Below are 24527 nucleotides of genomic sequence, written 5' to 3'. Positions count from 1 at the left end.
ACATTTTTTTGGCGGGATCAGGCCCCCCCTGCGTCTCACAGGACGGAACCGCGATGAACGCGGCGGGAGGGTCATCATGCGTAATAGGGGGTTTATTTCCATCTATGGCTGCAGCTCGGCGGTGGCGACGGCGCTATTGCTTGCCACCGCGCCTGCCGCGGCTGCCCAGCAGTCACGGACTTTCGACATTGCCGCCGGTGATCTGGCAAGCGCGCTGAACGCTTTCGCCCGGCAGGCGAACCAGGAGATCATCTTCTCCAGCGCCCTGGTCGCCGGCAAGCGGACCAGAGGCGTTCGCGGCAGTGTCGAGCCCCGTGCGGCCCTGCAGGCCCTGCTTGACGGGACTGGTCTGCGCGCTGAGGGCGGCAGTGTCCTCACCCTGCGCAAGGTCATGGCGCCTGAGCCAGTCGCGGTGCGGCGGCAGCCGATCAACTATGAGGATGCTCCTTCAGCGCGGGCGGTCCGCGTTCAGGATCGCGCGACCAGCCTGACTCCCGGCGGGGTGGGAGAACCGGAGGAAAGCGAAGTCCCGGCGAGCGAGGTCATCGTCACCGGTTCGCGCATCGTGCGCAACGGCAACGACGCGCCGACACCCACCACCGTGCTGAGCTCCGAAGACATCGCCGAGCGCAACCCGACCAACATCGCCGATTATGTCACGCAGTTGCCGTCGATGGGAACGGGCAACACGCCGCGCACCACGACGCTGTTCGCCAACGCGACCGGTGGCGCGAACCAGCTCAGCGCGCGCGATCTCGGCGTCACCCGCACGCTCGTGCTGCTTGACGGCCGCCGCGTCGTCGGCTCCGGCATGTCGCCTGCGGTGGACGTCAATCTGCTGCCGCAGAACCTGGTGCAGCGGGTCGATGTGGTGACGGGCGGCGCGTCGGCGGCCTATGGCTCGGACGCGGTGGCCGGCGTCGTCAACTTCATCCTCGACACCAAATTCACTGGCCTGAAGGGCAGCTTTAACGCGAGCCAGACCGACTATTCCGACGGGAGGATCATTACCGGCGATCTTGCCTGGGGCGCGAAATTCGCGGGCGGCCGCGGCCATGTCCTGCTCAGCGGCTCCTATTACAAGGGCGACAGGATCGATTTCTACGAGCATCAGCGCAAATGGTTTCAGCCCGGCCTGCGCCTGCTGAACAATCCGGACTGGACGGCGACCAATGGTCAGCCCGGCCAGATCGTGCGCACCGATGCCGGCTATAACAGCACGCCAGGCGGCGTGATCGCTGCCGGCCCGCTGAAGGGAATGTCGTTCGGCCCAGGCGGCACGGTCGGCACCTTCGTCTACGGGCCGATCCAGCAGGGCCAGGTACAGGCCGGCGGGACGGTGGAATCCATGCCCATTCGCGGTGCGCTGATGCCCGACGACAAGCATTGGAGCGTCTATGGCCGGCTCAGCTACGAGCTCACCGACTCGATCAACGCGATCGTCGAGGCGAGCTATGCCGGGAACGACACGATCAACTGGTCGGCGGTCTATAACCGCCAGGGTGCCACAAACCTCGTCATTACCCGCGACAATCCGTTCATCCCGGTATCGGTGCAGCAGGCGATGGACACCGCCAAGATCACCTCGTTCCAGATGAGCCGGCTCTTCTACGACATGATCAATACGCCCGGCACGCATATCGGCGAGGCGGGCTATAATCGCCGCCAGGATCGGGTTCTGCTCGCGCTGGAGGGCAGCTTCCTCGATAGCGGCAGGTGGCGCGCCTATTACCAGCGCGGCCATAGCAATGTGTGGTATACCCGCGACAACAACATCATCCTTACCCGCTTCAACCAGGCCATCGACGCGACCACCAACCCCGCGGTCGGCGGTGTGCCGGGCGTCGCGGTCGGCGCGCCGATCTGCCGCTCGACCCTGGCCAGTCCGACCAATGGCTGCGTGCCGATGAACGTGTTCGGCGAAGGATCGCTCGGCGCCGCGTCGATCGCCTGGGTCACCGGTGCCGCGCAAGGATACCGGACGCGCCAGGATCTGGATTTCTACCAGGACGTCTGGTCGATCGACGCCCAGTATAATCCCTTTTCCACCTGGGCCGGGCCGGTTTCGATCGCCGCCGGCTTCGAATATCGCAAGGAATCCTTTTCCGCGACGGCCGACGATCTTTCCGTCGCGTCGCAGTGGAACGTCGGCAACTTCAAGCCCGGCAGCAACGGGTATAATGTGAAGGAGTTCTTCGGCGAGGTGCTGGTGCCGCTGCTGAAGGACTCGGTCGTCGCGAAGAATCTGGAATTGAACGGCGCGGTGCGGCGGACCGACTATTCGACCAGCGGCGCGGTGACGACCTGGAAGGCGGGCCTGACCTGGGAACTGGTCGACGGCCTGAGGCTGCGTGGCACGCGATCACGCGACATCCGCGCGCCGAACCTCAACGATCTGTTCGCGCCGGCCAGCCAGTTCGTGAACGCCTATCTCGATCGCAGCCAGCCCGGCAGCCCGCAGGTGCCGAACATCACGCTGAGCGGCGGCAATCCCAACCTGAAGCCTGAAATCGCCGATACCTGGACGGCGGGCGGGGTGTATACGCCGCGCTGGCTGCCCGGCTTCAGCGTCTCGGTCGACTGGTACAAGATCGATATCCAGGACGCGATCACCGCAGTCGGCGCGCAGCAGATCATCGACATGTGCTACGGCTTCAACCGGCCGCAGAATGCGGCGGCCTGCCAGTCGATCGTCAAGGCGGCGGGCGCCACCAACCTGGTCAACGCCACCATCTTCACCAGCGGCATCAACGCGCAGAATGTGGCGGTAGAAGGCATCGACTATGAGGCGAGCTATCGGACCAATCTCAGCGATATCTCGGAAAGCCTGCCCGGCGCGCTCAATCTCCGGCTGCTGGTGTCGCAGCGGCTGAAGGACGAAACCAATCTGCCCGGCGATTCGGCGCCTCCGACGCTCGGTACGTTCGCCAGCCTCCGGTGGCGTGGCCTCATGACGGCAACCTATGCCGTGGGCCCGAGCCGCACGACGCTGACCACGCGGTACCTTGGGGCCGGCAAGATCACCAACCAGCCCGAGACCAGCCGCACGGGGATCCCGGCGGCGTTCAATCATGTCGATCCGGTCTGGTATTTCGAGCTTGCCCAGAATTACGACATCAGCATCGGCGGCAAGAAGGTGACGATATTCGGCGCCGTCGAAAATCTGTTCGATCGTCAACCCGAGCCGATCCCGAGCAGCGGCACCTCGTTCGGCACCTCGGCGCCCTACGACCTGATCGGACGGAGCTATCGTCTGGGGTTCCGCTTCAAATTCTAGACGGATCTCTCGCCCAGTTCCGCATCGCCATCCCGGTCAGCGCCGGGATGGCGATCATTCATGAACCGGAGCGTCACCGATAGAATTACCCTCCGCGGTGCTCGTACCGCGGAGGCATGGCTTCAGCGCCTTGCGGGCCTTGGCGCCCGGCCGCCAAAGGTGACGAGGCTTTCTGACCCGTCCGCCGACAGGGCGGATACGCCGATGAACACATCGTCGACGATCACGTCCTTCAGGACCAGTTCGCCCGCCGGGGCGGGGACGTCGCGATGGGCGGTCCAGTCCTGCTTGTCGTTGCGGCGCCAGTGGATCCGGTATCCGCTCGCATCGGGCACCGGCGTCCAGGTCACCGTCGTGTTCATGCCCAGCGCACCGTTCAGGCTTACCTGCGCCGGGGCTGCCGGCGCGGACGCGAGGCGCGTGATCGTGGCCGCGTTGATCGCCGTCACCCTGGCGAGATAGGGGAAGTCCATCTTGTCGACCGTGTCGCCATAGACCACGCCGTTCTCGGTGCGCAGGTCCTGATGCTGCTGGTTGTAGTTTTCGATGCCGACCGAGAAGCGCACGGCCGGATAGCCGAGTTTCAGGAACGGCTCATGGTCGCCGCCACGGCCGAAGCGATCATTGCGCCGGTCGACGAACACGTCGAACCCGCCGGGGATGCCATCCGCGACATGGTCGATCGCCTTGGCCAGCGCGCGGCTGGGGCCGTCATCCTCGCCGCCATCGACCCGGCGGGCCATCTGAGCGGTCTGGTCTTCCGAGGAACGGATCCCTTCGGAAAAGACCCGCACCCGGTCGGCAACGCGCTGGCCGTTCTGGCCGAGCGTGTTGCCGACGATATCGTTGTTGAGCACGGCGGCGACCTTCCAGCCGCGTTCCCTGGCGGTATCCGCCAGCAACTGTCCGCCGAACAGGCCCTGCTCCTCGCCCGACAGCGCGGCATAGATGATCGTCGCCTTGAACTTCTTCCCCGACAGCAAACGGGCGGATTCGAGCACCAGGGCAACGCCCGACGCATCGTCGTTCGCGCCGGGGGCATCGCTGGTGATGTCCATCACATTGGTGACGCGGCTGTCGATATGACCCTGCACGATCACCACCCGATTGGGATCGCTGCCAGGCTGCACCGCGAGCACGTCGACGATATTCACGCCATTGGGCGCTCGGTCGCCAGTGAAGATGCGCTCGACCGTCGACACCTCGATGCAGCCCCCGCAGCGCGCGCTGGTCCGTTTCATCTCCTCCGCGAACCAGCGCCGCGCGGCGCCGATGCCGCGCTTCGGATCGTCGGGCGAGGAGAGCGTATGCCGCGTACCGAAGCTCACCAGCTTCTCGACATCGGCCTTGAGCCGGGCCGGGTCCGGTTTGTCCTGGGCAATGGCCGTGGCGGGCAGCAGGGCAGCGGCGAGGGCGAGAGATGAAAAGCGCATATGTCCCCTTATCGATCAGTCGGCGGTGGTTTCAGGGCGTCCGGAAACGACCAATCGGTCATTTCCTTCGCGGATCTTGACGGGCAGGGTCACCTGCAGCGCCTCCAGAAAACCGGCCTGATTGTTCGTGCGGAACATGCCGTTGATGCGCAAATCCGCCACGGCCGGATCGACCACGATCTTCTCGGGCCAATATTGGTTCATTTCCTCGACCGCGCTGGCGAGAGGTTCATCCTCGAAAAAGACCTGCCCGTCGGCCCAGCTCAGCGCCTTGTCCGCGTCGACGGCCCGGACCTGCGGTGACGCAATGCCGGCGCGTGCCACGAACTGCTGTCGCGGCTTCAGGACCTCTTCGGCCGGGCCGTGGGCGAACTGGACGGGACGGACCGCGACTTTCCCTTCGACGAGCGTCACGCGCAGTTCCTGCGAGGAGAGGCGAACATCGAATATGGTGCCGAGTGCCGTGATGGTCCGATCCCCCGCCTTGACGACAAACGGGCGATGCTTGTCCTTGGCGACCTGGAACAGCGCGCGTCCGGCGAACAAGGTGATATCGCGACGCCCGGCGCCAAGCAGCGCCGACAGCCGGGTGGCGCCATCCAGCGTCACCACCGAGCCATCGGCGAGAGTCACCTTGGTGCGCTCGCCGGGCGAGGTCGTATAGAATGTGCTACCCTGCAGTCGGGCCACGACCTCCGCGCCATAGTCGGTCCGGGCGCCGAGCGTGATCATCACGACCATGACAATGGCAGCCGCCATGGCGACGGCGGAAGCGAGGCGGCGCCGTTGGTTCTCATGAACGCCATTACGGGCTTCATCGCGCAACGCGCTCAGTTCCGGCAGGGCGGCATTCTCCCGTAAGCTCGACAATGCCGCCTGCAGCCGGTCATGCGTCGCCTGGTGCAGATCGTCCTCGTGCAGCCAGGACTGGAATGCCCGCCGATCACGAAATGTCGACTTGGCACCGCGCAGGCGCGCGTCCCAGACCGCGGCGGTCTCTTCCATCTGGTCGAAGCGCTTGTTCATCGGACTTTCCGCAGACGGTAGAGGAGGTGGCTATTGGCTTTCGCCATATGCTTTTCGACGGTACTGACGGACAGGCCCATGCGACGCGCGATCTGGACCTGCGCCACCCCGTCGAAATGATAGAGACTGAACGTCATTCGCACCGTTTCAGGCAGCTCATAGAGCGCCGCGATCATGATCTGGAGTGCTTCCCGGCTTTGCAGGATGCGCTCGGGGGAAAAACCGGCCTCGTCCTCGACATCGAACCCGTCCGGGGCCTGGGTCATGATGCTTCGGATGCTCGCGCGGCGGGCCTTGTCGCGAAGCACGTTGGCGGCGACCTGGAAGATATAGCCCTGGATGTTGGCGATGGTGTCGACATCCTGCCCCGCCAGGCGGCTGAAGACGTCCTGCACCAGGTCGTCCGCATCCTCGCGGCGGTCTACACGGCGCTGGAAGAAGCGCAGCAACGGCGTGCGATATTGCGTGGCCACTTCATCGAGCCATTGGTGCCTGGCGGCATCTGGCATGCACGATCCTCCCGATCCGTTAGACGCGGCAGGCTCCCCATCCCGTAAAGAAAGTTCAGGCGGTGGCGGTCGGCTGTGCTCGCCGCGGTTATTGCCCCCTTGGGCAGAATAGGGATGACGGCATCCTCGGCAAGGATATTTAGGCCGCGGGCCGGGAAAACCGGATTCGAGCCGGCACCCTAAGTTGCGGTGGACGTGAGGCCGTGGTGCAGGCGGCCGCCCTTGATTGCAGGCCCGTTATTTACCGAACACGATACAGCGTCCAGCGGGTGGTCGCCCCGACTGCGCAAGCGACGCCGACGGATCGGGGACGTGGACAGGAATTCCCATGAAATGGTGCGGACGGCGGGACTCGAACCCGCATACTCTTTCGAGCGAGGGATTTTAAGTCCCGTGCGTCTACCAGTTTCGCCACGTCCGCGCCGCCTGCGACGAAGCGCAAGCCGGGCCGGGCGTCAAGCCGCGTTGGCCCTCAGACGTTCAATCGAACGCGCATTTCCTTGCCCGGCTTGAAATAGGGGACGCGCTTGGCGTCGACTTCGACCACTTCCCCGGTGCGCGGGTTGCGGCCGGTCCGGGCATCGCGTGCCCGGGTGGAGAAAGCGCCGAAACCGCGCAGTTCGACGCGGCCGCCCGTCGCCAGCCGCTTCGAGATCTCGTCGAAGAAGGTCGTGACGATCGCCTCGACATCGCGAAGGGCGAGATCGGGGTTATCCGCGGCGAGCATTTCGACAAGTTCGGAACGGATCATGGCGTCGTCGACTCCTCAAGACCAAAGCACGGCGGCCGTCGGCCGCTCGATCTTTTCCCCAATGACGATCATTTTTCCAGCCTTTTTGGTGCCTTGAAAAACGACCGTCCCGGACCTTTATCTATATCAAGTGCTGGCCGCCGAATAGGATCGAATCGACGCAAATTTGTAAAAAATCGCCATTTCGGGGCAGACGGGGGTAACCCGCCCGCCCCGAAAGAGGGTTTTACTTCTTGGCTTCGCTGCTGCGCGCCTTGAGCGCCTCGCCGAGAATGTCGCCCAGCGACGCGCCCGAATCGGACGAGCCATACTGCGCAACTGCCTGCTTCTCCTCGGAGATCTGCATCGCCTTGATCGAGAAGGTCGGCTTCTTGGAACGATCGAAACCGGTCACCATCGCGTCGAACTTCTGGCCGACCTGGAAACGCTCCGGACGCTGCTCGTCGCGGTCGCGGCCGAGATCGGTGCGCTTGATGAAGCCCGTCGCGCCATCGTCGCCGACCTGAACCTCGAGGCCCGCGTCGCGGACTTCGAGAACGGTGACCGTGACGATCGCGTTCTTGTTGAGGCCGCCCGAACCGCCGCCGCTCGATGCGGTTGCGGCGCCGCCGGCTGCCGGAGCGCCACGCTCGAGCTGCTTCATGCCGAGCGAGATGCGCTCCTTTTCGGCATCGATGTCGAGCACGATGGCCTGAACCATTTCGCCCTTGCGGTGCAGGTTGAGCGCGTCCTCGCCCGAAACGCCCCAGGCGATGTCGGACATGTGGACCATGCCGTCGACATCGTTGTCGAGGCCGATGAACAGGCCGAACTCGGTGGCGTTCTTGACTTCACCCTCGACGGTCGAGCCGACGGGATGCGCTTCGGCGAAGGCCTCCCACGGGTTCGACTGGGCCTGCTTGAGGCCAAGGCTGATGCGGCGCTTGTCGGGATCGACCTCGAGCACGACGACATCGACTTCCTGCGAGGTCGAGACGATCTTGCCCGGATGGACGTTCTTCTTGGTCCAGCTCATTTCGGAGACGTGGACGAGACCCTCGATGCCCGGCTCCAGCTCGACGAACGCACCATATTCGGTGATGTTGGTCACGCGGCCCGACAGCTTGGCGCCGATCGGATACTTGGCGGCTGCACCTTCCCACGGATCGCTCTCGAGCTGCTTCATGCCGAGCGAGATGCGCTGCGTGTCCTTGTTGATGCGGATGATCTGAACGCGGACGGTGTCGCCGATGTTCAGCACTTCGCTCGGATGGCCGACGCGCTTGTAGCTCAGGTCGGTGACGTGCAGCAGGCCGTCGATGCCGCCGAGGTCAACGAACGCACCATAATCGGTGATGTTCTTGACGACGCCGTCGATCACCTGGCCCTCGGCCAGCGACAGGATCAGGCCCGAACGCTGCTCGGCGCGGGTCTCTTCCAGGATGGCGCGGCGCGAGACGACGATATTGCCGCGCTTGCGGTCCATCTTCAGGATCTGGAACGGCTGCGGGATGTCCATCAGCGGGGTCACGTCGCGGACCGGGCGGATATCGACCTGCGAGCCCGGCAGGAATGCCACGGCGCCGTTCAGGTCGACGGTGAAGCCACCCTTCACGCGGCCGAAGATGACGCCCTCGACGCGGGCGGTCTTGGCGAATTCGGTTTCCAGCTTGTCCCAGGCGGCTTCGCGGCGGGCGCGATCGCGCGACAGCATCGCTTCGCCATGCACATTCTCGACTCGGTCGACATAGACTTCGACTTCGTCGCCGACCTTCAGATCGGCCTTCTGGCCGGGCATGGCGAATTCGCGGAGCGGCACGCGGCCTTCCGACTTGAGGCCGACGTCGATGACCGCGAGATCATTCTCGATCGCGGTGACGGTGCCCTTGACGACCCGGCCTTCAAAGCCGTCTGCGTCGCCGAGCGTGGCTTCGAGAAGTGCCGCGAAATCATCGCGCGTGGGGGATGCCGAAGTGGCCATAAATCTTTGATTCCTAAGTACTATGTTTCCGGCCAGCCGGTTGTCTCCGGCGGTCTTGGCCTAAATGTCGCGGCGGCCGGTTGCCGGTCGCGACGCCCAGCGTCCATCGCCCTTGTGAAGATCACCGACAAAGCGAAAAAGGGCGCGTAAGCAGGATCGGCAGATACCATCCGACAAGGATGAGCGCCGTTTCCGCTTCGCGCCTCGCCCGGCTAGGGTGTTGCCACCTGCGCCGCTGTCCGAGCCTCCACGAGCGCAATCGCCCGCTGGATGGCGGCGTCTATAGAGAGAAAGCTGGTGTCCAGCAAGGCGGCATCGTCGGCCGGTGTCATGGGCGCGATGCCCCGTGTCGAATCGCGCAGGTCGCGGGCACGGATGTCGGCCAGCACCCGGTCCAGACTGACCTGCGACCCACGCTCGCGCAGCTCGGCATGGCGGCGCTTGGCGCGGATCATCGGCGTCGCGCGGATGAACAGCTTGGCGTCGGCGTCGGGCGCGATGACCGTACCGATGTCGCGCCCGTCGAGCACCGCCCCGCCCGGCTGATGCGCGAAGCGGCGCTGGCGGTGGAACAGCGCCGCCCGCACCAGCGGGTGCGCGGAGACCACCGAGGCGTTCTTGCCGATCTCGTCGCTGCGCAGCTCAGGGTCATCGAGCAGGTGATCGTCGAAATCGGTGGCGGCGACGGCATCGGCCTCGATCGTCGGGTCAAGCTCGAGCCGCTGCACATTCGCCGCGACCGCGCGGTAGAGCAGCCCCGTGTCGAGATGGGGCAGGCCATAGCGTTTCGCGAGCGCGCGGGCGATGGTGCCCTTGCCCGATGCGGCGGGCCCGTCGACGGCGATGATCATGACCCTGCAACCACTTCTTTACCCTTCAACCCCTCCAGCGTTTCGAGGAACATAGGGTAGGATGTTGCGATGGGCGAGACGTCGTCGATGGTCAGCGCGGATTTCGCGGCGAGGCCGGCCACCGCCATGCTCATCGCGATGCGATGGTCGAGCTGCGAGGCAATGGTCGCGCCGCCGGCGATCGGCCCGCCGCCATTGCCCTGGATCGCGGCACCGTCCTCATACTCCTCGACCAGCACGCCGCACGCGCCCAGCGCATCGGCCATCGCGGTGATCCGGTCCGATTCCTTGACGCGCAGTTCATGCGCGCCGCGGGCGATGGTCCGCCCCTCGGCAAAGGCCGCGGCGACGAACAGCACGGGATATTCGTCGATCATGCTCGGCGCGAGATAGGCTGGCACCTCGATCGCGCGCAGCGGCGCATGGCGTACGCGGAGATCGGCGACCGGCTCGCCGCCGACGAGTCGCGGATTTTCCTCGACGATGTCGGCGCCCATCATGCGCAATGCCTCGAACAGGCCGGCGCGCGTCGGGTTCAGCCCGACATTCATGACGAGCACGTCCGACCCCGGCACGATCGAGGCCGCGACGACAAGGAAGGCGGCCGACGAGGGATCGCCGGGCACCACGATCGATTGCGGCTTCAGCTCGGCCTCGCCGACGAGCGAGATGATCCTGCCTTGATTCGTTTCCTCGACGCTCAGCTCCGCACCGAAGCCGCGCAGCATGCGCTCGCTATGGTCGCGCGTCGCGACCGGCTCGATCACCCGGGTGATGCCCGGGGTGTTGAGCCCGGCGAGCAGGATCGCCGACTTCACCTGGGCGGAGGCGACCGGCAGCGTGTATTCGATCGGCACCGCCGGGTTCAGCCCGCGCACCATCAGCGGCAGGCGCCCGCCCGGACTTGCGGTGAAGTCGGCGCCCATGCGCGACAGCGGCTCGATGACGCGGCCCATCGGCCGTTTCGACAGGGAAGCGTCGCCGATGAACGTCGCGGTGATGGCGTGCGAGGCGACAAGGCCCATCAGCAGTCGAGTCGATGTGCCCGAATTGCCCATGTCGAACGCCGCTTCCGGCTGCAGCAGCCCGCCGACGCCGACGCCGTTGACGGTCCAGATGCCGTCCTCGCCACGCCGGATGTCGGCGCCCATCGCCCGCATCGCCGCGGCGGTGGCGAGCACGTCCTCGCCCTCCAGCAACCCTTCGATCCGGCTTTCGCCGACGGCGAGCGCCGACAGCATCAGCGAGCGATGGCTGATCGACTTGTCGCCGGGCACGACGGCGGTGCCGTGCAGCGGGCCGGAAGGGGCGATCTGGAGCGGGCGGGGCAGGGGGTGGGGCATTGGCGCGGGCTTTTGACAGTGCGCTTGCGCTATGGCAAGGCGCGCCCCACTTTGCGGGTCAACTCGCAAAACTCCCATTTCTTCGAAAGGTCGAATCGGCATGATCAAGCCGGAATGGGGCACGAAACGGTCGTGTCCGAAATGCGCAACGCGCTTCTACGATCTCGGCAAGGACGATCCCGTCACCTGCATCGAATGCGGGTCGACCTGGGTGCCCGAGCCGATTCTGAAATCCAAACAGCCTCTGCCGTTCGACGCGCCGAAGCCGGAACTCGTCAAGAAGGACGCCGATCTGGTCGGCGACGATGAGGATATCGACACCGGTGAAGACGAGGAGCCCTCGCCCGACGACGAGGTCGATCTCGGCGGCGACGACGATCTCGGCGTGGAAGCGCCGACGGACGACGACGAGCATTGATCCAATGAAAAGGGGCGCCCCGGCTTCGGCCGGGGTGTCGCTTCGAGGTTTGTCTTAAAAATCGACCGGCATGGTGATCACACCGCTTGCCAAGGTCGTCTCGCCTCGGTAGGGGCGACGCCTTCGCGGGAAATTCCAGACCCGCGACGATGGGGCCGTAGCTCAGCTGGGAGAGCGCTGCGATGGCATTGCAGAGGTCTGGGGTTCGATCCCCCACGGCTCCACCATTTCCCTATAAATTGATTTTGTTGGTATAATTGGACGGTGCGGGGATAGCTCCGCCTCCCGCCAGACGCGGCGCGTCAGCTCCGGCGCTGATCGCGGAAGCGGCCGGCCGCCGGTTCCGGGGCCTGATCGTGTCCCGAAGAGCCGGACAGGTTGGACGCTCGACTGCCATTTCGTTGGCCGCAGGGTGAAATCGGAAAAACCCCTGCGTTCATCATCCCTGTCACGTCCGATTGACACGGCCCTCCAGGGTCGCCCCGGCTTACTGGTGCGGAGCCACCGCCGTTTGCACTGCCGGTTCGAGCGCGCGGCTGCATCTGAACGCCGGCATGGCCATGCCTGGACCCGGGGACGTGCCGCGCCGGCCGATCGGCCGGGCTCGCCACCACGATCGACGATGATGTCCTGCCGGCCGACCTGATCGCGGGCCGGGGGTGGGCGCAAAACCTGGCCTCGGCTGAACCTTGGTCTGGGCAGCGCTCGACCAGCGGATGGGTCGCCTGCCTCGATGATTCCGATAGGTCCCGCGCCATGGATTTCGGGAGGAGCGACTAGATCGCGGACCGCGCCGGCTGGGGTGAAGCGTGGTGCGAGCAGTTCGCGTTTCGAATTGCCGACTCAAACGCAGAGTGATATTGTCCGCGTTATGGCTCATCTCACCGTCAGCGTCGAATATGGGGTTCACTGCCTGCTCTGGCTGGCGGATTCGGGCGATGCGCCGCTGAGCAGCCGGGATCTCGCCGACCTGCAGGGCATCTCGCACAGCTTCCTCGCCAAGATTTTTCCCAAGCTCGAAAAGGCCGGGATAGTCCGCGCTTCGGAGGGCGTCCGCGGCGGCTATCGGCTCGCGCGCGCGCCCGAGGAGGTCAGCGTTCTCCAGATCGTCGACGCGATCGAAGGGCGAAAGCCGTTGTTCGACTGCCAGGAGATCCGGGGGCGCTGCGCCGTGTTCGGCGAAGCGGCGCCGGGCTGGGCGACGCACGGAGTCTGCGCGATCCACGCCGTGATGTTGCAGGCCGAGAAATCGATGCGCGACACGCTTGCCCGCGCGTCGCTGCGCGATCTGGGGCGAACGGTCAGCGGCAAGGCCCCCGCCGACTTCCCGGCCAAGGTGGACGCGTGGGTCGGCAACCGGATCGCGGGCCGCACCCGCACGTCGCACGTCGCATCATCTTCGCATCAGGAGGTACCGTCATGACTGCGCTCTTCGCTGACAGCGAGCGTCCGCTGGTCGTCATCGTCGACGACGATGCCGCGGTTCGCGCCTCGCTCGAGGAACTCATGCTGTCGGTGGGGATCGATGCGACCGGATTCGGTTCGACGCGCGAACTGCTCGATGCGGACCTGCCCGAACGCCCGGGCTGCATGGTGCTCGACGTCCGCATGCCGGGATCGAGCGGTCTCGATCTCCAGCAGCATCTCGCCGCCAATGGCAACGCCAAGCCGATCATCTTCCTGACCGGGCATGGCGACATCCCGATGACGGTCCAGGCGATGAAGGCCGGCGCCGTGGACTTCCTGACCAAGCCGTTCCGGGACCAGTCGTTGCTCGATGCGGTGACGGCGGGCATCAAGCGCGATCTTGCCCAGCGGGCGGATTCCAGGGCGGTGCGGCAACAGGCGGACCGCTACGCCACGCTCACGGCACGCGAACGGCAGGTGTTGCGGCTGGTTGCGCAGGGGCGGCTCAACAAGCAGATCGCCTTCGAGCTCGGCATCAGCGAGGTAACGGTCAAGCTCCACCGCAGCAGCGTGATGAAGAAGATGCAGGCGGCATCGATCGGCGAGCTCGTCCGCGCCTGGGACATGCTCCCTGCTGCGCTGCGCGACCGGGCGACCTAGACCATGGTATGGTTACAATCTTCCCGGAATTCAGCGACATCGACGGGGGGCCAGAAGGGCCTTGTCAGTGAGAGGCCTGCGCTTGTCGAACCCGCCTGTGATTGCCATCGTGGATGACGACGAGGCCGTGCGCGAGGCGCTTTGCGATCTCCTTCAGGTTGAAAGCCTTCCATGCCGCGGCTTCGACAGCGCGGCAGCGTTTCTGAAGGACTATGCGCCGGACAGGTTCAATTGCCTCGTCACCGATATCAGGATGCCCGGTATCGACGGGTTCGAGCTGCAACAGCAATTGCGCGCGCTCCGCTCGAACCTTCCGGTGATCGTCATTACGTCCGCGACGGATGAGGGATCCTATGCGCGCGCCATGGACGCCGGCGCGTTGGCCTGCCTGACCAAGCCTGTGGCCGACGAGGTCTTTCTCGGCCATGTGCGCCGGGCGCTCAGCGGAAGCGTGGTCACGGGCGGGGAGCACCCGAAACGCTGACATGGGGGAAGCTTTCCCCTCCATCGCCCCGCCGGGGCGCAGCGGCGAGACCATGCCGGAGGCAGCCGCCGCGCCTCGAGACGGCGGCCTGCATTATCACGACGAAATGCGTTGGACGCTCGACATCTCCCGAGTGCGGCCGATCATCGATTCGGTGGCGCGGGGCGAGGCATCGCCCGACTGGATGCATGCCATCCTGAGCGGCACGCATGCTGCGGAAGTCGCCGACGATGTGGAAAATCTGCTCCGCTGGCCGGCAGGGCGCGAGCATGTTCTTGGACAGCCTCTGTCGGCATTCTGGCCGCCTGGAAGCAGGGATGTGCTTACCGAGCTGATCGTCGCCGTGGCGAGCGACAATGCCGCCTCGAACACCCGCGTGCGCAGGATCGCGCCGGAGGGGCGATTGCAGGACCCGGTCCTCACGATCTGGAGATCGGTCGAGCCGCGGCGCGGCGACCTGGTGTTCCTCACCATTACCGATGCCCCGAAGAGCGGGCGTCCCGGTTCCCCGCGCGGGAGCGAGGCCCGTTATCTCGACCTGATCCATCACGCCCAGACCGCCATGCTGCAGGTCGATGCCAGTTGCATGAGCCCGATCTACGACAAGCTCCAGTCGGAAGGCATCAGCGAGCTGGGCCTGAACCAGTATCTGAACGATCATCCCGAGCTGGTCGAACTGGCGGACGGCGAAGTGCGCGTGGTGCAGGCGAATCTGAGCGCGGCGCGGCTGTTGGGGTGCGCCACGCCGGCCGAAGTCATCGGGCCGGTCGCCTTCATGTTCACGGTGTCGCACGACAGCCAGCAGCGCATCATCGTCGCCCGTTTCGCCGGGAAACGGCACTATTCCGAGGTCGTGAAGCTGGTCACCTTCGATGGTCGCGTCCGTGACGTACGGCTTTCGATCACCTTTCCCGCGCCCAGGGAAAATGTGGACGTGCATCTCGCAACGCTGGAGGACGTTACCGATCGCCTGCGAACCGAAGCGCAGCTCCGCCAGCTTCAGACCGATCTGACTCATGCTGCCAGAATCTCGACGCTGGGTGAACTCGCGACCTCGATCGCGCACGAGGTCAACCAGCCGCTCTCCGCGATCGTCACCAATGCCGAAACCAGCCTGCGCTGGATGGCGCGCGAGGACCCCAACCTGGCGAAGGTAACCCAGCTCACCACCCGGATCGCGCAGAGCGCGCGGCACGCCAGCGACATCGTGCGGCGCATTCGCGCCATGACGACCCGTCATCCCCCGGAACGGGTTCCGCTCGACCTCAACGAGGTCGTCGACGAAACCTTGCTGTTCCTGGGCTATGAGATCGCCTCCAGGTCGATCGACCTGTCGGTCCTGCACGCCCGCGAGATTCCTCGCGTGCTCGGCGATCGGGTTCAGTTGCAGCAGGTCTTCGTCAACCTGGTGCTGAATGCCCTTCAGGCCATGACGCCGGATAGCGGCCGGAAGGGCAGGATATTCCTGCAAACCGGCATGGATGGGGAGGGGCGCGTCGTCTTTTCCATTCGCGACAATGGCCCCGGCATCCCGAACGAGAATCTCGACCTGATCTTCGACAGCTTCTTCACGACCAAGGACGACGGCATGGGAATCGGCCTTGCCATTTGCCAGTCGATCATCGCCGCGCATGGCGGCACCCTGACGGCGTCGAATGATCTCGGCGGCGGGGCGATCTTCCAGGTCACGCTGCCCGCTATCGCTCCCGGATGATGTCGTCCGGCGGCCCCTTTCGCGGAGCCGCCGGACAGCGAATGCTCAGCTGCGCAGAAAGGCGAGCAGGTCGGCGTTGAACTGGTCCGCATGCGTCGCCGTCAGGCCATGCGGCAGGCCGGGATAGAAGATCGTCCTGGCGCCCGCGATGAGCCTGGACGATTTGTGACCCGAATCCGCAATCGGCACGATCTGGTCATCCTCGCCGTGCACCACCAATGTCGGCACGTCGAACCTGGCGAGGTCCGCGGTGAAGTCGGTCTCGCCGAACGCCTTGATGCTGTCATGGGCGTTTTTGAGCCCGGCCTGCATGCTGATGAGCCAGAACTCGTCGAGCAGGCTCTGCGGCACGGTCGCGCCCGGCCGGTTGGCGCCGTAAAAGGGGATGGCGAAGTCCTGGTAGAATTTCGAGCGGTTGGCGAGGATGTCGCGGCGTAGGCCATCGAACACCTCGATCGGCAGACCCTCGGGATTGGCCTCGCTCTTGAGCATCACGGGCGGCACGGCGCCGAGCAGCACGACTTTGGCGACCCGCGCGGTGCCGTGCCGGCCGATATAGCGTGCCACTTCGCCGCCGCCGGTCGAATGACCGACCATCGCGATATCCTTCAGGTCGAGCGCCTCGATCAGTTCCGCGAGATCGTCGGCATAACCGTCCATGTCGTTGCGCGTGCTGGTCTGGGCCGATTTTCCATGCCCGCGCCGGTCGTGCGCGATGCAGCGAAAGCCCCTCTCCGCCAAAAACTGCATCTGGATGCTCCAGGCGTCCGAGCTGAGCGGCCAGCCATGCGAGAATGTGACCACGGGCCCCTGGCCCCAATCCTTGTAGAAGATGTCATGACCGTCCTTGGTGGTGAATAGCGGCACGATACGCCTCCTCTTCGTGCTCGGGCGGTCCGACGCGGGCGCCCTTGCGGCACCCGCCTCGCCTATCCGCGGGGCGGCCGACGATCGATCGAGCAGGAGACGAGGCTGGCCCATCCCCTGGTTGAAAGCGCCTTCGCCAAATCGTCGGGAGTCGGGAGAGCCTGGCATCGATGGATGCTCGCCGATGCCGGGAAGTCTGGCGCCGGACCTGCCCCAAGGGTGGGGTTCGCCTGACCTTTGGCGTGGCCGATGCAGCCGTCCGCACGATGGCGAGAGTCTGCCGATCCGCCCAGTTTCCCCCTCGTAGCGAAACGCCAGCAAGGGACGGAAAACATGAAGATCGTCGTCATCGGCGGGACCGGCCTGATCGGCTCCAAGGTCGTCGAGAAGCTGAAGGAGCGCGGTCATGATGCGATCGCCGCCGCCCCGAACACGGGCGTCAACACGATAACCGGCGAAGGACTCGCCGACGCGCTGGCGGGGGCCGAGGTCGTCGTCGACGTGTCCAACTCACCGTCGTTCGAGGAAGCGGCGGCGATGGAGTTCTTCCAGACCGCCGGCCGCAATCTGACCGCGGCCGAGTTGGGCGCTGGCGTCCGCCATCATGTCGCGCTCTCGGTCGTCGGTACGGACCGGCTGCAGGACAGCGGCTATTTCCGCGCCAAGCTCGCCCAGGAGGAGCAGATCAAGGCCTCGCCGGTGCCGCATACGCTGCTGCACGCCACCCAGTTCTTCGAATTCCTGCGCCAGATCGCCCAATTCTCCACCGTCGACGGCGCGGTCCGGCTGCCGGCCGTGCAATTCCAGCCGATGGCGGCGGCGGACGTGGCGAGCGCGATCGTCGAGGTCGCGCTGGGAGAGCCGGCGAACGATATGATCGAGATCGCGGGACCGGAGGCGTTCACGCTCGACGAGCCGGTCCGTCGGGTGCTCGCCTTCGACGGCGATCCGCGCGCGGTGATCGTCGATCCGGCCGCGCCCTATTTCGGCGTCGCCGTCAGCGACCGGACGCTGGTGCCAGGCCCTGGTGCCCGCCTCGGCAAGACCACGCTCGACTGGTGGCTGGCCAATGTGCCGCCGCCGGCGCGCCGATAAGCGCGGAGATCGCGCGATGCTCAGGCAATTCTGCCTCGCAACGGCCGTCATACTGGGTCTCGGCGCCCTGGCGAATGGCTGCTTCATGCTCGTCTCGCCGGCCAACTGGTATTTCGCGGTGCCCGGTGTGACCACCACCGGCCCGTTCAATCAGCATTTCCTGCGGGATATCGGCCTGATCTTCCTCTTCATCGGCGCGGCCTTCCTGCTCGGCGCGGCGCGGCCTGCCTATCGAACCACGCTCTGGGCGGCGGCGTCACTATGGCTGGGCGCGCACGCGACCTTCCATTTCTGGGAGGTAGCCGTCGGCATTTGCGGGCCCTCGGCGCTCCTCCGCGACTTCGCCGCGGTCACGCTGCCGGCGCTCCTCGGTGGGGGACTGACCATCTGGTCGGTCCTCGACCGCCGCCCCGCAGCGACGCCGGCATGATGGCCATTTCTCCAACGGAGTTCATCGCATGAAGCTCTATTACGCGCCTGGCGCTTGCAGTCTCTCCGGCCGGATATCGCTGCACGAAGCGGGGATTTCCGCCGATTTCGAGCGGGTCGACATCAAGACCAAGACCACCGAGCACGGTTATGATTATACGGCGATCAACCCCCGGGGCTATGTGCCCATGCTGGTGCTCGACGACGGCAATGCCGTTACCGAGAACACCGCCGTTCTGGACTTCATTTCCGGACTCGATCCCAATCTCGCGCCCGGCGGCCCGCTCGGCCGTACGCGGCTGATCGAGATGCTGTCCTGGCTTTCCACCGAGCTTCACATCGCCTTCAAACCCTTCTGGCATTCCGACGATGAAAAGGAGAGGGCGGCCGCGAGCGCGGCGGTGGCGCAGCGGCTGCATCTGATTTCGGAGCATATCAACGAACTCTATCTGTTCGGCCCGCGCTTCACCGTGGCCGACGCCTATCTGTTCGTCATGCTGCGATGGGCCCGGGCATTCGGGGTACCGATGTCGCCCGAAATGCTGGGGTATTTCGAGCGTGTCGCGGAACGCGAGACCGTGCGCCGCGCGCTTGCCGAGGAGGGCCTGTTCGACCCGCGCCCCCTGATCGACTCCTCCTCCTTCGATGCGCTGACATGAAAATCGTCGTGATCGGCGGCAGTGGCCGCATCGGCGAGAAGCTGGTCCGCAACCTGCGCCAGGAGGATCTGCGCGTCTTCGAGGCATCTCCCACTTTCGGCGTCGACACCGTTACCGGCATCGGGCTGGCGGCAGCGCTCGACGGGGCGGAGATCGTCGTCGACGTGTCGAATTCGCCGTCGCTGGATGGTGCCACGGCACTGCGCTTCTTCGAGACGTCGGGCCGCAACCTGCTTGCCGCCGGGCGGGCCGCCGGGGTGCGCCACCACATCGCCTTGTCGATCGTCGGTCTCGATGGCCTGATCGCCAGCGACTATTTCCGCGCGAAAAAGATCCAGGAGGATCTGGTCGCGAGCTCGGGCATCCCGTTCACCATATTGCGGTCGACTCAGTTCTTCGAATTCATCAGCGACGTCGTGCAGGAAGGCACGGCGAGCGAGATTCCGATCTCGCCCGCGCTGGTGCAACCGATCGCCGGCGAGGACGTCGCCGATGCGCTGGCGGACGCGGTGTTCAGCGAGCCGTCCGACGCGATCCTCGAAGTCGCCGGGCCGGAATGCTTCAGGCTCGACGAGGTGGCGACCGAGATCGCGACCGCGCATGAGGACGGCCGCCGCATCGTGCCTGATGTCCATGCCCGCTATTTCGGTGCCGAACTCGGCGAGCGTTCGCTGCTCCCCGGGCCGGATGCGCTTATCGCGTCGCTGAAATTCGAAGACTGGCTGCGCGACAGCCTGCAGCCGCGCCGCTTGTCGATCCGCGCCGGCTGAGAAGTAGGGAGCTATCGTCATGCGTCTTTTTCCCGCGCTGTTTTCCGTGGCACTCATCCTTTCCGGTCCCGCCGCGGCGCAGACGGCGCCCGCGCCGGAAAAGCCGGTGATCGTGCTGGTCCATGGCGCCTTCGCCGAATCCTCGAGCTGGGCTCCGGTGATCACGCTGCTCGAAAAGCATGGCTATACCGCCATCGCCGCCGCCAACCCGCTGCGCGGGGTCGCGAACGACGCGGCCGCCGTTTCCACGATCGTCCGGTCGATCAAGGGGCCGGTGGTGCTGGTCGGCCATTCCTATGGCGGGCCGGTCATCACCGAGGCGGCCACCGGCAACGTCAACGTCAGGGCGTTGGTCTATGTGGCCGGCTTCGCGCCGGAGACGGGCGAATCGAGCCTCTCGCTCTCCTCGAAATTCCCCGGCAGCACCCTTGGGGACAGCCTGACGGCGATCGCCTTGCCCGATGGCGACGAGGATCTTTATATCCGCCAAGAGACGTTCCACGCTCAGTTCGCCGCCGATGTCCCTGACGCGCAGGCCGCGACGATGGCGGCTACCCAGCGGCCGGTCACCCTGTCGGCGCTGGGCGAGCCGTCCCGGAACGCCAGCTGGAAGACTCTGCCGTCGTTCATGATCTACGGCACCGCGGACCGGAATATTCCAGCCGCCGTGATGAAGTTCATGGCGGAACGCGCGCACGCGAAAAAGACGGTGGTGGTGGACGGCGCGTCGCACGCGCTGATGGTGTCGCACCCTGCCGAGGTCAGCGCGCTGATCGAGGACGCGGCCAAGGCCAGACAGGGGCAGACCCGAATGCGGCCGTAGACTCATTTGCGGAGCCCCAGGTGCGCTGAGGCGAGTTGGACCATCGCGAGGAATTTCTCGGCGGCTTGCCGTATCGGATGGCGATATGACAAAAGCGCTTGAACCTACTGAAGAAGCGCTCTCGATCACGCGCCACTCGAAGTCGGTCAGATCAATCGGCTCATGGTGCGCGTCCATCAAATTATTGGACCGGCGGAAGTGCCATTTCAGCCGTTTGACAGGCGGTACTTCTCGCCGCAGGTTTCCTCCATGAGTGAGCCGTGGGCCAACATTATTGCCATCTTCGGGCAGAAGCGAACACTTGGGGATGAAACGTTTCGATCAGCAATAGCTGGCATAGAACAGCTCGCCATTCTGATCGCTGAAAGCCCCCTGAACCGGTCGCTATTCGGGTGGACCTCGATGCACGATCTGTGCGTGCAGCAAACCGACACGGCTCCCTACGCTGGACCCTACCTCCGGATGTCACCGCTACCGTCGGGAATGGTGGACTTCCGTTACATCGACACCGCAATCGCAGACCGACAATGGCAACGGGCTGTGCCGGCGGATGCTGCCCCAGCTCAGCTCGTGACCTTCCTCGACCAACTCGGATGGACGCCGGGCATCGTGCCTGCCGTCAATGGGTTAACGGCCTAAAGTAGCGGCCCGGCACCCAGGGGCGCCGGGCCTTAGGTTACGTTCTGCTAGGGAGCATCAACGCAGCTTCTCTCTAATCCCTATCGGATGACTGGGAAATACAGAGCTGCTTTGCTTTGCGATAGTCCGCCTTGGCCATCGGATGAAATCCAGGCGGCGCGTCGCGCATTAAAAAGGCCGCGCGACCATCCGGTCGCGCGGCCTGTTCGACGCCTAGGGAGCGCCGGGTCGGAATCAGTTGGTCGTGACGTTCCCGGCGCTGTCCAGCGGGGCAATCGCATTGTCCACCGCGGTCGCGTTGTCCGTCAGGTTCAGCGCGGCTTCGTCGGTCGCGTTCACGTCCAGCGTGTCTTCGCTGTTCAGCGTGACGTCGGTCGCGTTCGCGCTGTTGTCGACGGGCGTCTTGGGGTCGCAGGCGGCGAGGCCGAGCGAGGCGACGGCGATGAGCGGCAGGATAACGAACTTCTTCATGGACGGTTTCTCCGTAGTTGTTTCAGGACGTCACGGGGAGACGCGATCGTCACCCGCTCCGTCCTGGCGTTGTGTCCGCCGTCTGCATGGATCAATTCCTACGCTTTTAATAGGAAAAAATGCGGCAGGGCGGTTATGAAACCGGGCGTGCCGTCGCTCGTTGGACGGCCGTGGCCCGGATCGCGCACCTCTCGGATATTCACTTCGGTGCGCATGATCCCCGGATCGTCGCGGCGACCGAGGCCTGGCTGGCCGAGCATCGCCCCGATCTCCTCATCGTCAGCGGCGATTTTACGCAGCGTGCGCGTGTTGCCCAGTTCCGCGAGGCGGCGGCCTGGCTCGATCGGCTGCGCGCGGCGGGCCTGAAACTGCTGCTCATTCCCGGCAATCACGACGTGCCGCTTTATGACGTGGCCCGGCGTTTCCTCGCGCCGCTCGATCGCTACAAGCGCTATGTCGACGACAATCTCTGTCCCTGGTTCGAGAATGACGAGGTCGCGATCCTCGGCATCAACACGGCACGCTCGCTCACCTTCAAGGATGGCCGGATCAATCGCGACCAGCTCGCGATGGTTCACGACCGCTTCGGCCCGGTGGCGCCGCAGAAGACGCGCATCCTCGTCACGCATCACCCGCTGTTCGCCATGCCGATCGGCGAGGGTGGCGAACTGAGCGAGGCGGTCGGCCGCCACCGCGACGCGGTGGTCGCGATGTGCCGCGCGGGCGTACATATCGCGCTGGCCGGGCATTTTCACCGGACCTATGCCGAGGCGGCACGCCGCATGGTGGAGACCGCCGGCGGGTCGCTCGTCATCCAGGCGGGCACCGCGACCTCGACGCGGCTCCGCAATGACGAGCTGCAGAGCTTCAACTGGATCCATGTCCATCGCAACGACGATATCGAACTGCAGGTGATCGCCTGGGACGGGGCCGCGTTCAATCGCGGCAACCATGTCCGCTTCGCCCGCGACGGCGACAGCTGGACGTCGCGCGAGGTGGCGGACGATATCTTTCAGACGCCCGCGATTTCGATCTGAACAAGCGCGACACTCGATCGTTACGGGTCTGTGTCGAATTTGCCGCTTCCCGTCCTGGTCAACCGCAAGGGAGGCACCGCCGCATCGGCCGGCGAGGATCTCGAACAGCATCTGGTCGATGCCTTTGCGGGTGCCGATATCGCGGTCCGCCTGCTCGATGGACCAGATACGGCGGACGCGGTGCGCGATGCCGCGGCCACCAGCAAGCGCGTGGTCGTCGGTGGCGGAGACGGCACCGCGGCGTGCGCCGCCGCCGTGCTGGCGGATGGCGATGTCGAAATGGGCCTGTTGCCGCTCGGCACGCTGAACCACCTCGCGCGCGACCTCGGTATCCCCGCGACGCTCGAAGAGGCGGCGGCGCTGGCCGTTCACGGCACCGCGACCTCGATCGACCTTGCCGAGGTCAACGGCCATGTCTTCGCCAACAACGCGTCGATCGGCCTTTACCCGATGATGGTTCGGCAACGCGACGCCTATCGCGAAAGGCTGGGCATGCCGAAATGGCTCGCGTCGATTCCCGCTTCCTGGAACGCCTGGAGGCGGTTGCGGCGCTATCAGCTCAGCCTCGACATGGGCGAGGGGCAGAAGCCGCTGGTCACGTCGCTGCTCTTCGTCGGCAACAATCTCTATTCGCTCGAACGCGGGCAGATCGGCGAGCGGGCGTCGCTCAGCCAGGGCAAGCTGTCGGTCTTCGCGCTGGCCGCGCCGGGGCGGTTCGCCCTGCTGTGGTTCGCCCTTCGCGCGGTGGCGGGCCGGGCCGACCACCACAAGGATTTCGTCGAATATGGCGAGTGCGAGACGCTGACCGTCCATGCGCATCGCAAGGGTGTCGATGTCGGTCTCGACGGCGAAGTGCGCGAGCTCGAATTCCCGCTGGAGTTCCGGATCAGGGCAGGGGCGTTGCGGATCGTCGCGCCGGCGGCCGACTAACTTCTACGTCCAAGTCTGTTTTTCCTCTTTTTCCGTTCGTTTCGAGCGAAGTCGAGAAACCGGGTCAGGCGCTCCATTAATGTTTCTCGACGTCGCTCGAAACGAACGGGGGAGTGGGGCTAACCGAACGCCCAGCGTAAAGTGCGCGCGATCCCGAACGTGCCCGCGCGCACCAGCGGCCGGGTCAGGCGCGGCGCGGCAAGGCCGTGCATGTGCCGTGCCCAATCCGGCAACAGATCGACCGCCGCCTGAAAGGTGATCGCCTGTACCGGCCCCGCCGACAGGGTTCGGGCGGGCTGGTTCAGCACCAGCGCGGCAACTTCCTGCGTGCGCGCATCGACGGTCAGTTCGGGCCGCATCGCGGCGATCAGCGCAGTCGCCTCCGCCCGGCTGCGCGGCACCGGATCGGCACCCAGCGCCTCGGGAATGCGCGCGAACTCGGCGAAATACCGGTCCTGGTCAGCGGCCGACATGTCCGGTTCGCTGTAGCGGATCCAGGCGTCGAGGAAGCTCGTCGCCTCGCTGACATGCACCCAGGCGAGCAGTTTCGGATCGCCAGCGCGATAGGGCGTGCCGTCGGGCAGCACCCCGCCCACCTTGTCGTGAATGCCGCGGACCCGGGCGATCGCGGCTTCCGCTTCGTCCCGCGCGCCATAGGTGGTCATCGCGATGAACCGCGCGGTGCGCCGCAGGCGGCCGAGCATGTCGGTGCGGAAATTGGAATGGTCCCACACGCCCGCCAGCACCGCGGGATGAAGCATCTGCAGCAGCAAGGCGGCGACCCCGCCGACCATCATCGTCGTCACGTCGCCGTGCACGCGCCACACGACAGTTCCGGGATCGAACAGCGCGTCGTCGCTGCGCACCACCGGGCGCTCGCCCTTCTTCGTATCGTTGAACACGGCCCGCACCTGCCGGACGAGTCCGCGCCGCACGCCGTGTGCGATCACACCGCCGATCTGCCGATGGGGGAG

The 24527-nt window shown here is 65.5% G+C and carries 24 protein-coding genes and 2 tRNA genes; 15 read left to right on the top strand and 11 right to left on the bottom strand.

From position 1 onward, the window contains the following. The first annotated feature begins 76 nt into the window (after nucleotides 1–76). Complete coding sequence (locus tag ACZ1I2_RS18940) at nucleotides 77–3277, top strand: TonB-dependent receptor domain-containing protein (RefSeq protein ID WP_465172638.1); 3201 nt, start codon at nucleotides 77–79, stop codon at nucleotides 3275–3277. A gap of 122 nt (nucleotides 3278–3399) precedes the next feature. Here the strand turns inward: ACZ1I2_RS18940 and ACZ1I2_RS18935 are convergent, their stop codons facing one another. The 8 genes from ACZ1I2_RS18935 to aroA form a co-directional block, all read right to left on the bottom strand. Beyond that, nucleotides 3400–4710 carry a M28 family peptidase gene (locus tag ACZ1I2_RS18935; protein WP_465176221.1) on the bottom strand — a complete coding sequence of 437 codons (1311 nt, stop codon included), beginning with the start codon at nucleotides 4708–4710 and terminating at the stop codon, nucleotides 3400–3402. Nucleotides 4711–4725: 15 nt separating this feature from the next. Beyond that, nucleotides 4726–5736 carry a FecR family protein gene (locus tag ACZ1I2_RS18930; RefSeq protein WP_465176222.1) on the bottom strand — a complete coding sequence of 337 codons (1011 nt, stop codon included), beginning with the start codon at nucleotides 5734–5736 and terminating at the stop codon, nucleotides 4726–4728. Next, a complete protein-coding gene (locus ACZ1I2_RS18925; protein ID WP_465181498.1) occupies nucleotides 5733–6185 on the bottom strand; it encodes an RNA polymerase sigma factor in 453 nt (150 codons plus the stop codon). Before ACZ1I2_RS18925 ends, ACZ1I2_RS18930 begins: the two co-directional genes overlap by 4 nt. A 394-nt stretch (nucleotides 6186–6579) precedes the next feature. Further along, a tRNA-Leu gene (locus ACZ1I2_RS18920) sits at nucleotides 6580–6666 on the bottom strand. A 51-nt stretch (nucleotides 6667–6717) separates the two neighbouring features. Beyond that, entirely contained in the window at nucleotides 6718–6996 is a 279-nt protein-coding gene (gene ihfB, locus ACZ1I2_RS18915; RefSeq protein WP_465172642.1) for an integration host factor subunit beta, read from the bottom strand. Nucleotides 6997–7222: 226 nt separating this feature from the next. Then, entirely contained in the window at nucleotides 7223–8956 is a 1734-nt protein-coding gene (gene rpsA / locus ACZ1I2_RS18910) for a 30S ribosomal protein S1 (protein ID WP_465172643.1), read from the bottom strand. Nucleotides 8957–9168: 212 nt separating this feature from the next. Continuing rightward, nucleotides 9169–9807 carry a (d)CMP kinase gene (gene cmk, locus ACZ1I2_RS18905; protein WP_465172644.1) on the bottom strand — a complete coding sequence of 213 codons (639 nt, stop codon included), beginning with the start codon at nucleotides 9805–9807 and terminating at the stop codon, nucleotides 9169–9171. Continuing rightward, on the bottom strand, nucleotides 9804–11150 hold the full coding sequence (aroA, locus tag ACZ1I2_RS18900) for a 3-phosphoshikimate 1-carboxyvinyltransferase (RefSeq protein WP_465176224.1): 1347 nt from the start codon (nucleotides 11148–11150) through the stop codon (nucleotides 9804–9806). The genes cmk and aroA overlap by 4 nt, the downstream gene beginning before the upstream one ends. Before the next feature lie 100 nt (nucleotides 11151–11250). Here aroA and ACZ1I2_RS18895 point away from each other — a divergent pair, with 100 nt between their 5' ends. The 6 genes from ACZ1I2_RS18895 (at nucleotide 11251) to ACZ1I2_RS18870 (ending at nucleotide 15833) form a co-directional block, all read left to right on the top strand. Then, nucleotides 11251–11568 (top strand): FYDLN acid domain-containing protein, encoded by a 318-nt coding sequence (locus ACZ1I2_RS18895; RefSeq protein WP_465172646.1) that lies wholly within the window; start codon nucleotides 11251–11253, stop codon nucleotides 11566–11568. Between the two features lie 151 nt (nucleotides 11569–11719). After that, nucleotides 11720–11795, top strand: a tRNA-Ala gene (locus tag ACZ1I2_RS18890). A gap of 644 nt (nucleotides 11796–12439) precedes the next feature. Continuing rightward, nucleotides 12440–12991, top strand: coding sequence for an RrF2 family transcriptional regulator (locus tag ACZ1I2_RS18885; protein ID WP_465176225.1), 552 nt, complete (start codon nucleotides 12440–12442; stop codon nucleotides 12989–12991). Next, a complete protein-coding gene (locus ACZ1I2_RS18880) occupies nucleotides 12988–13635 on the top strand; it encodes a response regulator transcription factor (protein WP_465176226.1) in 648 nt (215 codons plus the stop codon). Before ACZ1I2_RS18885 ends, ACZ1I2_RS18880 begins: the two co-directional genes overlap by 4 nt. A gap of 82 nt (nucleotides 13636–13717) precedes the next feature. Continuing rightward, nucleotides 13718–14119: a response regulator transcription factor gene (locus tag ACZ1I2_RS18875; RefSeq protein WP_465181497.1), complete on the top strand. Its 402-nt coding sequence runs from the start codon at nucleotides 13718–13720 to the stop codon at nucleotides 14117–14119. Between the two features lies 1 nt (nucleotide 14120). Next, nucleotides 14121–15833 (top strand): sensor histidine kinase, encoded by a 1713-nt coding sequence (locus ACZ1I2_RS18870; protein ID WP_465176228.1) that lies wholly within the window; start codon nucleotides 14121–14123, stop codon nucleotides 15831–15833. A 45-nt stretch (nucleotides 15834–15878) separates the two neighbouring features. On the opposite strand, the gene ACZ1I2_RS18865 is transcribed toward ACZ1I2_RS18870, so the two are convergent. Further along, nucleotides 15879–16700 (bottom strand): alpha/beta fold hydrolase, encoded by an 822-nt coding sequence (locus tag ACZ1I2_RS18865; RefSeq protein ID WP_465176229.1) that lies wholly within the window; start codon nucleotides 16698–16700, stop codon nucleotides 15879–15881. Nucleotides 16701–17033: 333 nt separating this feature from the next. Here ACZ1I2_RS18865 and ACZ1I2_RS18860 point away from each other — a divergent pair, with 333 nt between their 5' ends. From ACZ1I2_RS18860 to ACZ1I2_RS18835, 6 genes are all read left to right on the top strand, one after another. Further along, entirely contained in the window at nucleotides 17034–17795 is a 762-nt protein-coding gene (locus ACZ1I2_RS18860; protein WP_465176230.1) for an SDR family oxidoreductase, read from the top strand. A gap of 16 nt (nucleotides 17796–17811) precedes the next feature. Then, the gene (locus tag ACZ1I2_RS18855) at nucleotides 17812–18225 is read left to right on the top strand and encodes a hypothetical protein (protein ID WP_465176231.1); all 414 of its coding nucleotides are present in this window, start codon (nucleotides 17812–17814) and stop codon (nucleotides 18223–18225) included. 28 nt (nucleotides 18226–18253) lie between these two features. Beyond that, nucleotides 18254–18883: a glutathione binding-like protein gene (locus ACZ1I2_RS18850; RefSeq protein ID WP_465176232.1), complete on the top strand. Its 630-nt coding sequence runs from the start codon at nucleotides 18254–18256 to the stop codon at nucleotides 18881–18883. Continuing rightward, complete coding sequence (locus tag ACZ1I2_RS18845) at nucleotides 18880–19653, top strand: SDR family oxidoreductase (protein ID WP_465176233.1); 774 nt, start codon at nucleotides 18880–18882, stop codon at nucleotides 19651–19653. The genes ACZ1I2_RS18850 and ACZ1I2_RS18845 overlap by 4 nt, the downstream gene beginning before the upstream one ends. A gap of 19 nt (nucleotides 19654–19672) precedes the next feature. Then, a complete protein-coding gene (locus tag ACZ1I2_RS18840) occupies nucleotides 19673–20476 on the top strand; it encodes an alpha/beta fold hydrolase (protein ID WP_465176234.1) in 804 nt (267 codons plus the stop codon). A gap of 162 nt (nucleotides 20477–20638) precedes the next feature. Continuing rightward, entirely contained in the window at nucleotides 20639–21115 is a 477-nt protein-coding gene (locus tag ACZ1I2_RS18835; protein WP_465176235.1) for a hypothetical protein, read from the top strand. A gap of 234 nt (nucleotides 21116–21349) precedes the next feature. Here ACZ1I2_RS18835 and ACZ1I2_RS18830 read toward each other — a convergent pair whose 3' ends face one another. After that, on the bottom strand, nucleotides 21350–21586 hold the full coding sequence (locus ACZ1I2_RS18830; protein ID WP_465172658.1) for a hypothetical protein: 237 nt from the start codon (nucleotides 21584–21586) through the stop codon (nucleotides 21350–21352). Nucleotides 21587–21756: 170 nt separating this feature from the next. Here ACZ1I2_RS18830 and ACZ1I2_RS18825 point away from each other — a divergent pair, with 170 nt between their 5' ends. Together ACZ1I2_RS18825 and ACZ1I2_RS18820 are read left to right on the top strand one after the other, a co-directional pair. Beyond that, entirely contained in the window at nucleotides 21757–22623 is an 867-nt protein-coding gene (locus ACZ1I2_RS18825) for a metallophosphoesterase family protein (RefSeq protein ID WP_465176236.1), read from the top strand. Nucleotides 22624–22653: 30 nt separating this feature from the next. Continuing rightward, nucleotides 22654–23553: a diacylglycerol/lipid kinase family protein gene (locus ACZ1I2_RS18820; RefSeq protein ID WP_465172659.1), complete on the top strand. Its 900-nt coding sequence runs from the start codon at nucleotides 22654–22656 to the stop codon at nucleotides 23551–23553. Between the two features lie 119 nt (nucleotides 23554–23672). Here the strand turns inward: ACZ1I2_RS18820 and ACZ1I2_RS18815 are convergent, their stop codons facing one another. Then, entirely contained in the window at nucleotides 23673–24512 is an 840-nt protein-coding gene (locus ACZ1I2_RS18815; protein WP_465177108.1) for an oxygenase MpaB family protein, read from the bottom strand. Nucleotides 24513–24527 lie beyond the last annotated feature (15 nt).

This window comes from Sphingomonas sp. BL-S-29, assembly GCF_055521495.1.
The sequence above is the reverse complement of the archived record's forward strand: the minus strand, read 5'-3'. Positions and strand labels throughout refer to the sequence as shown.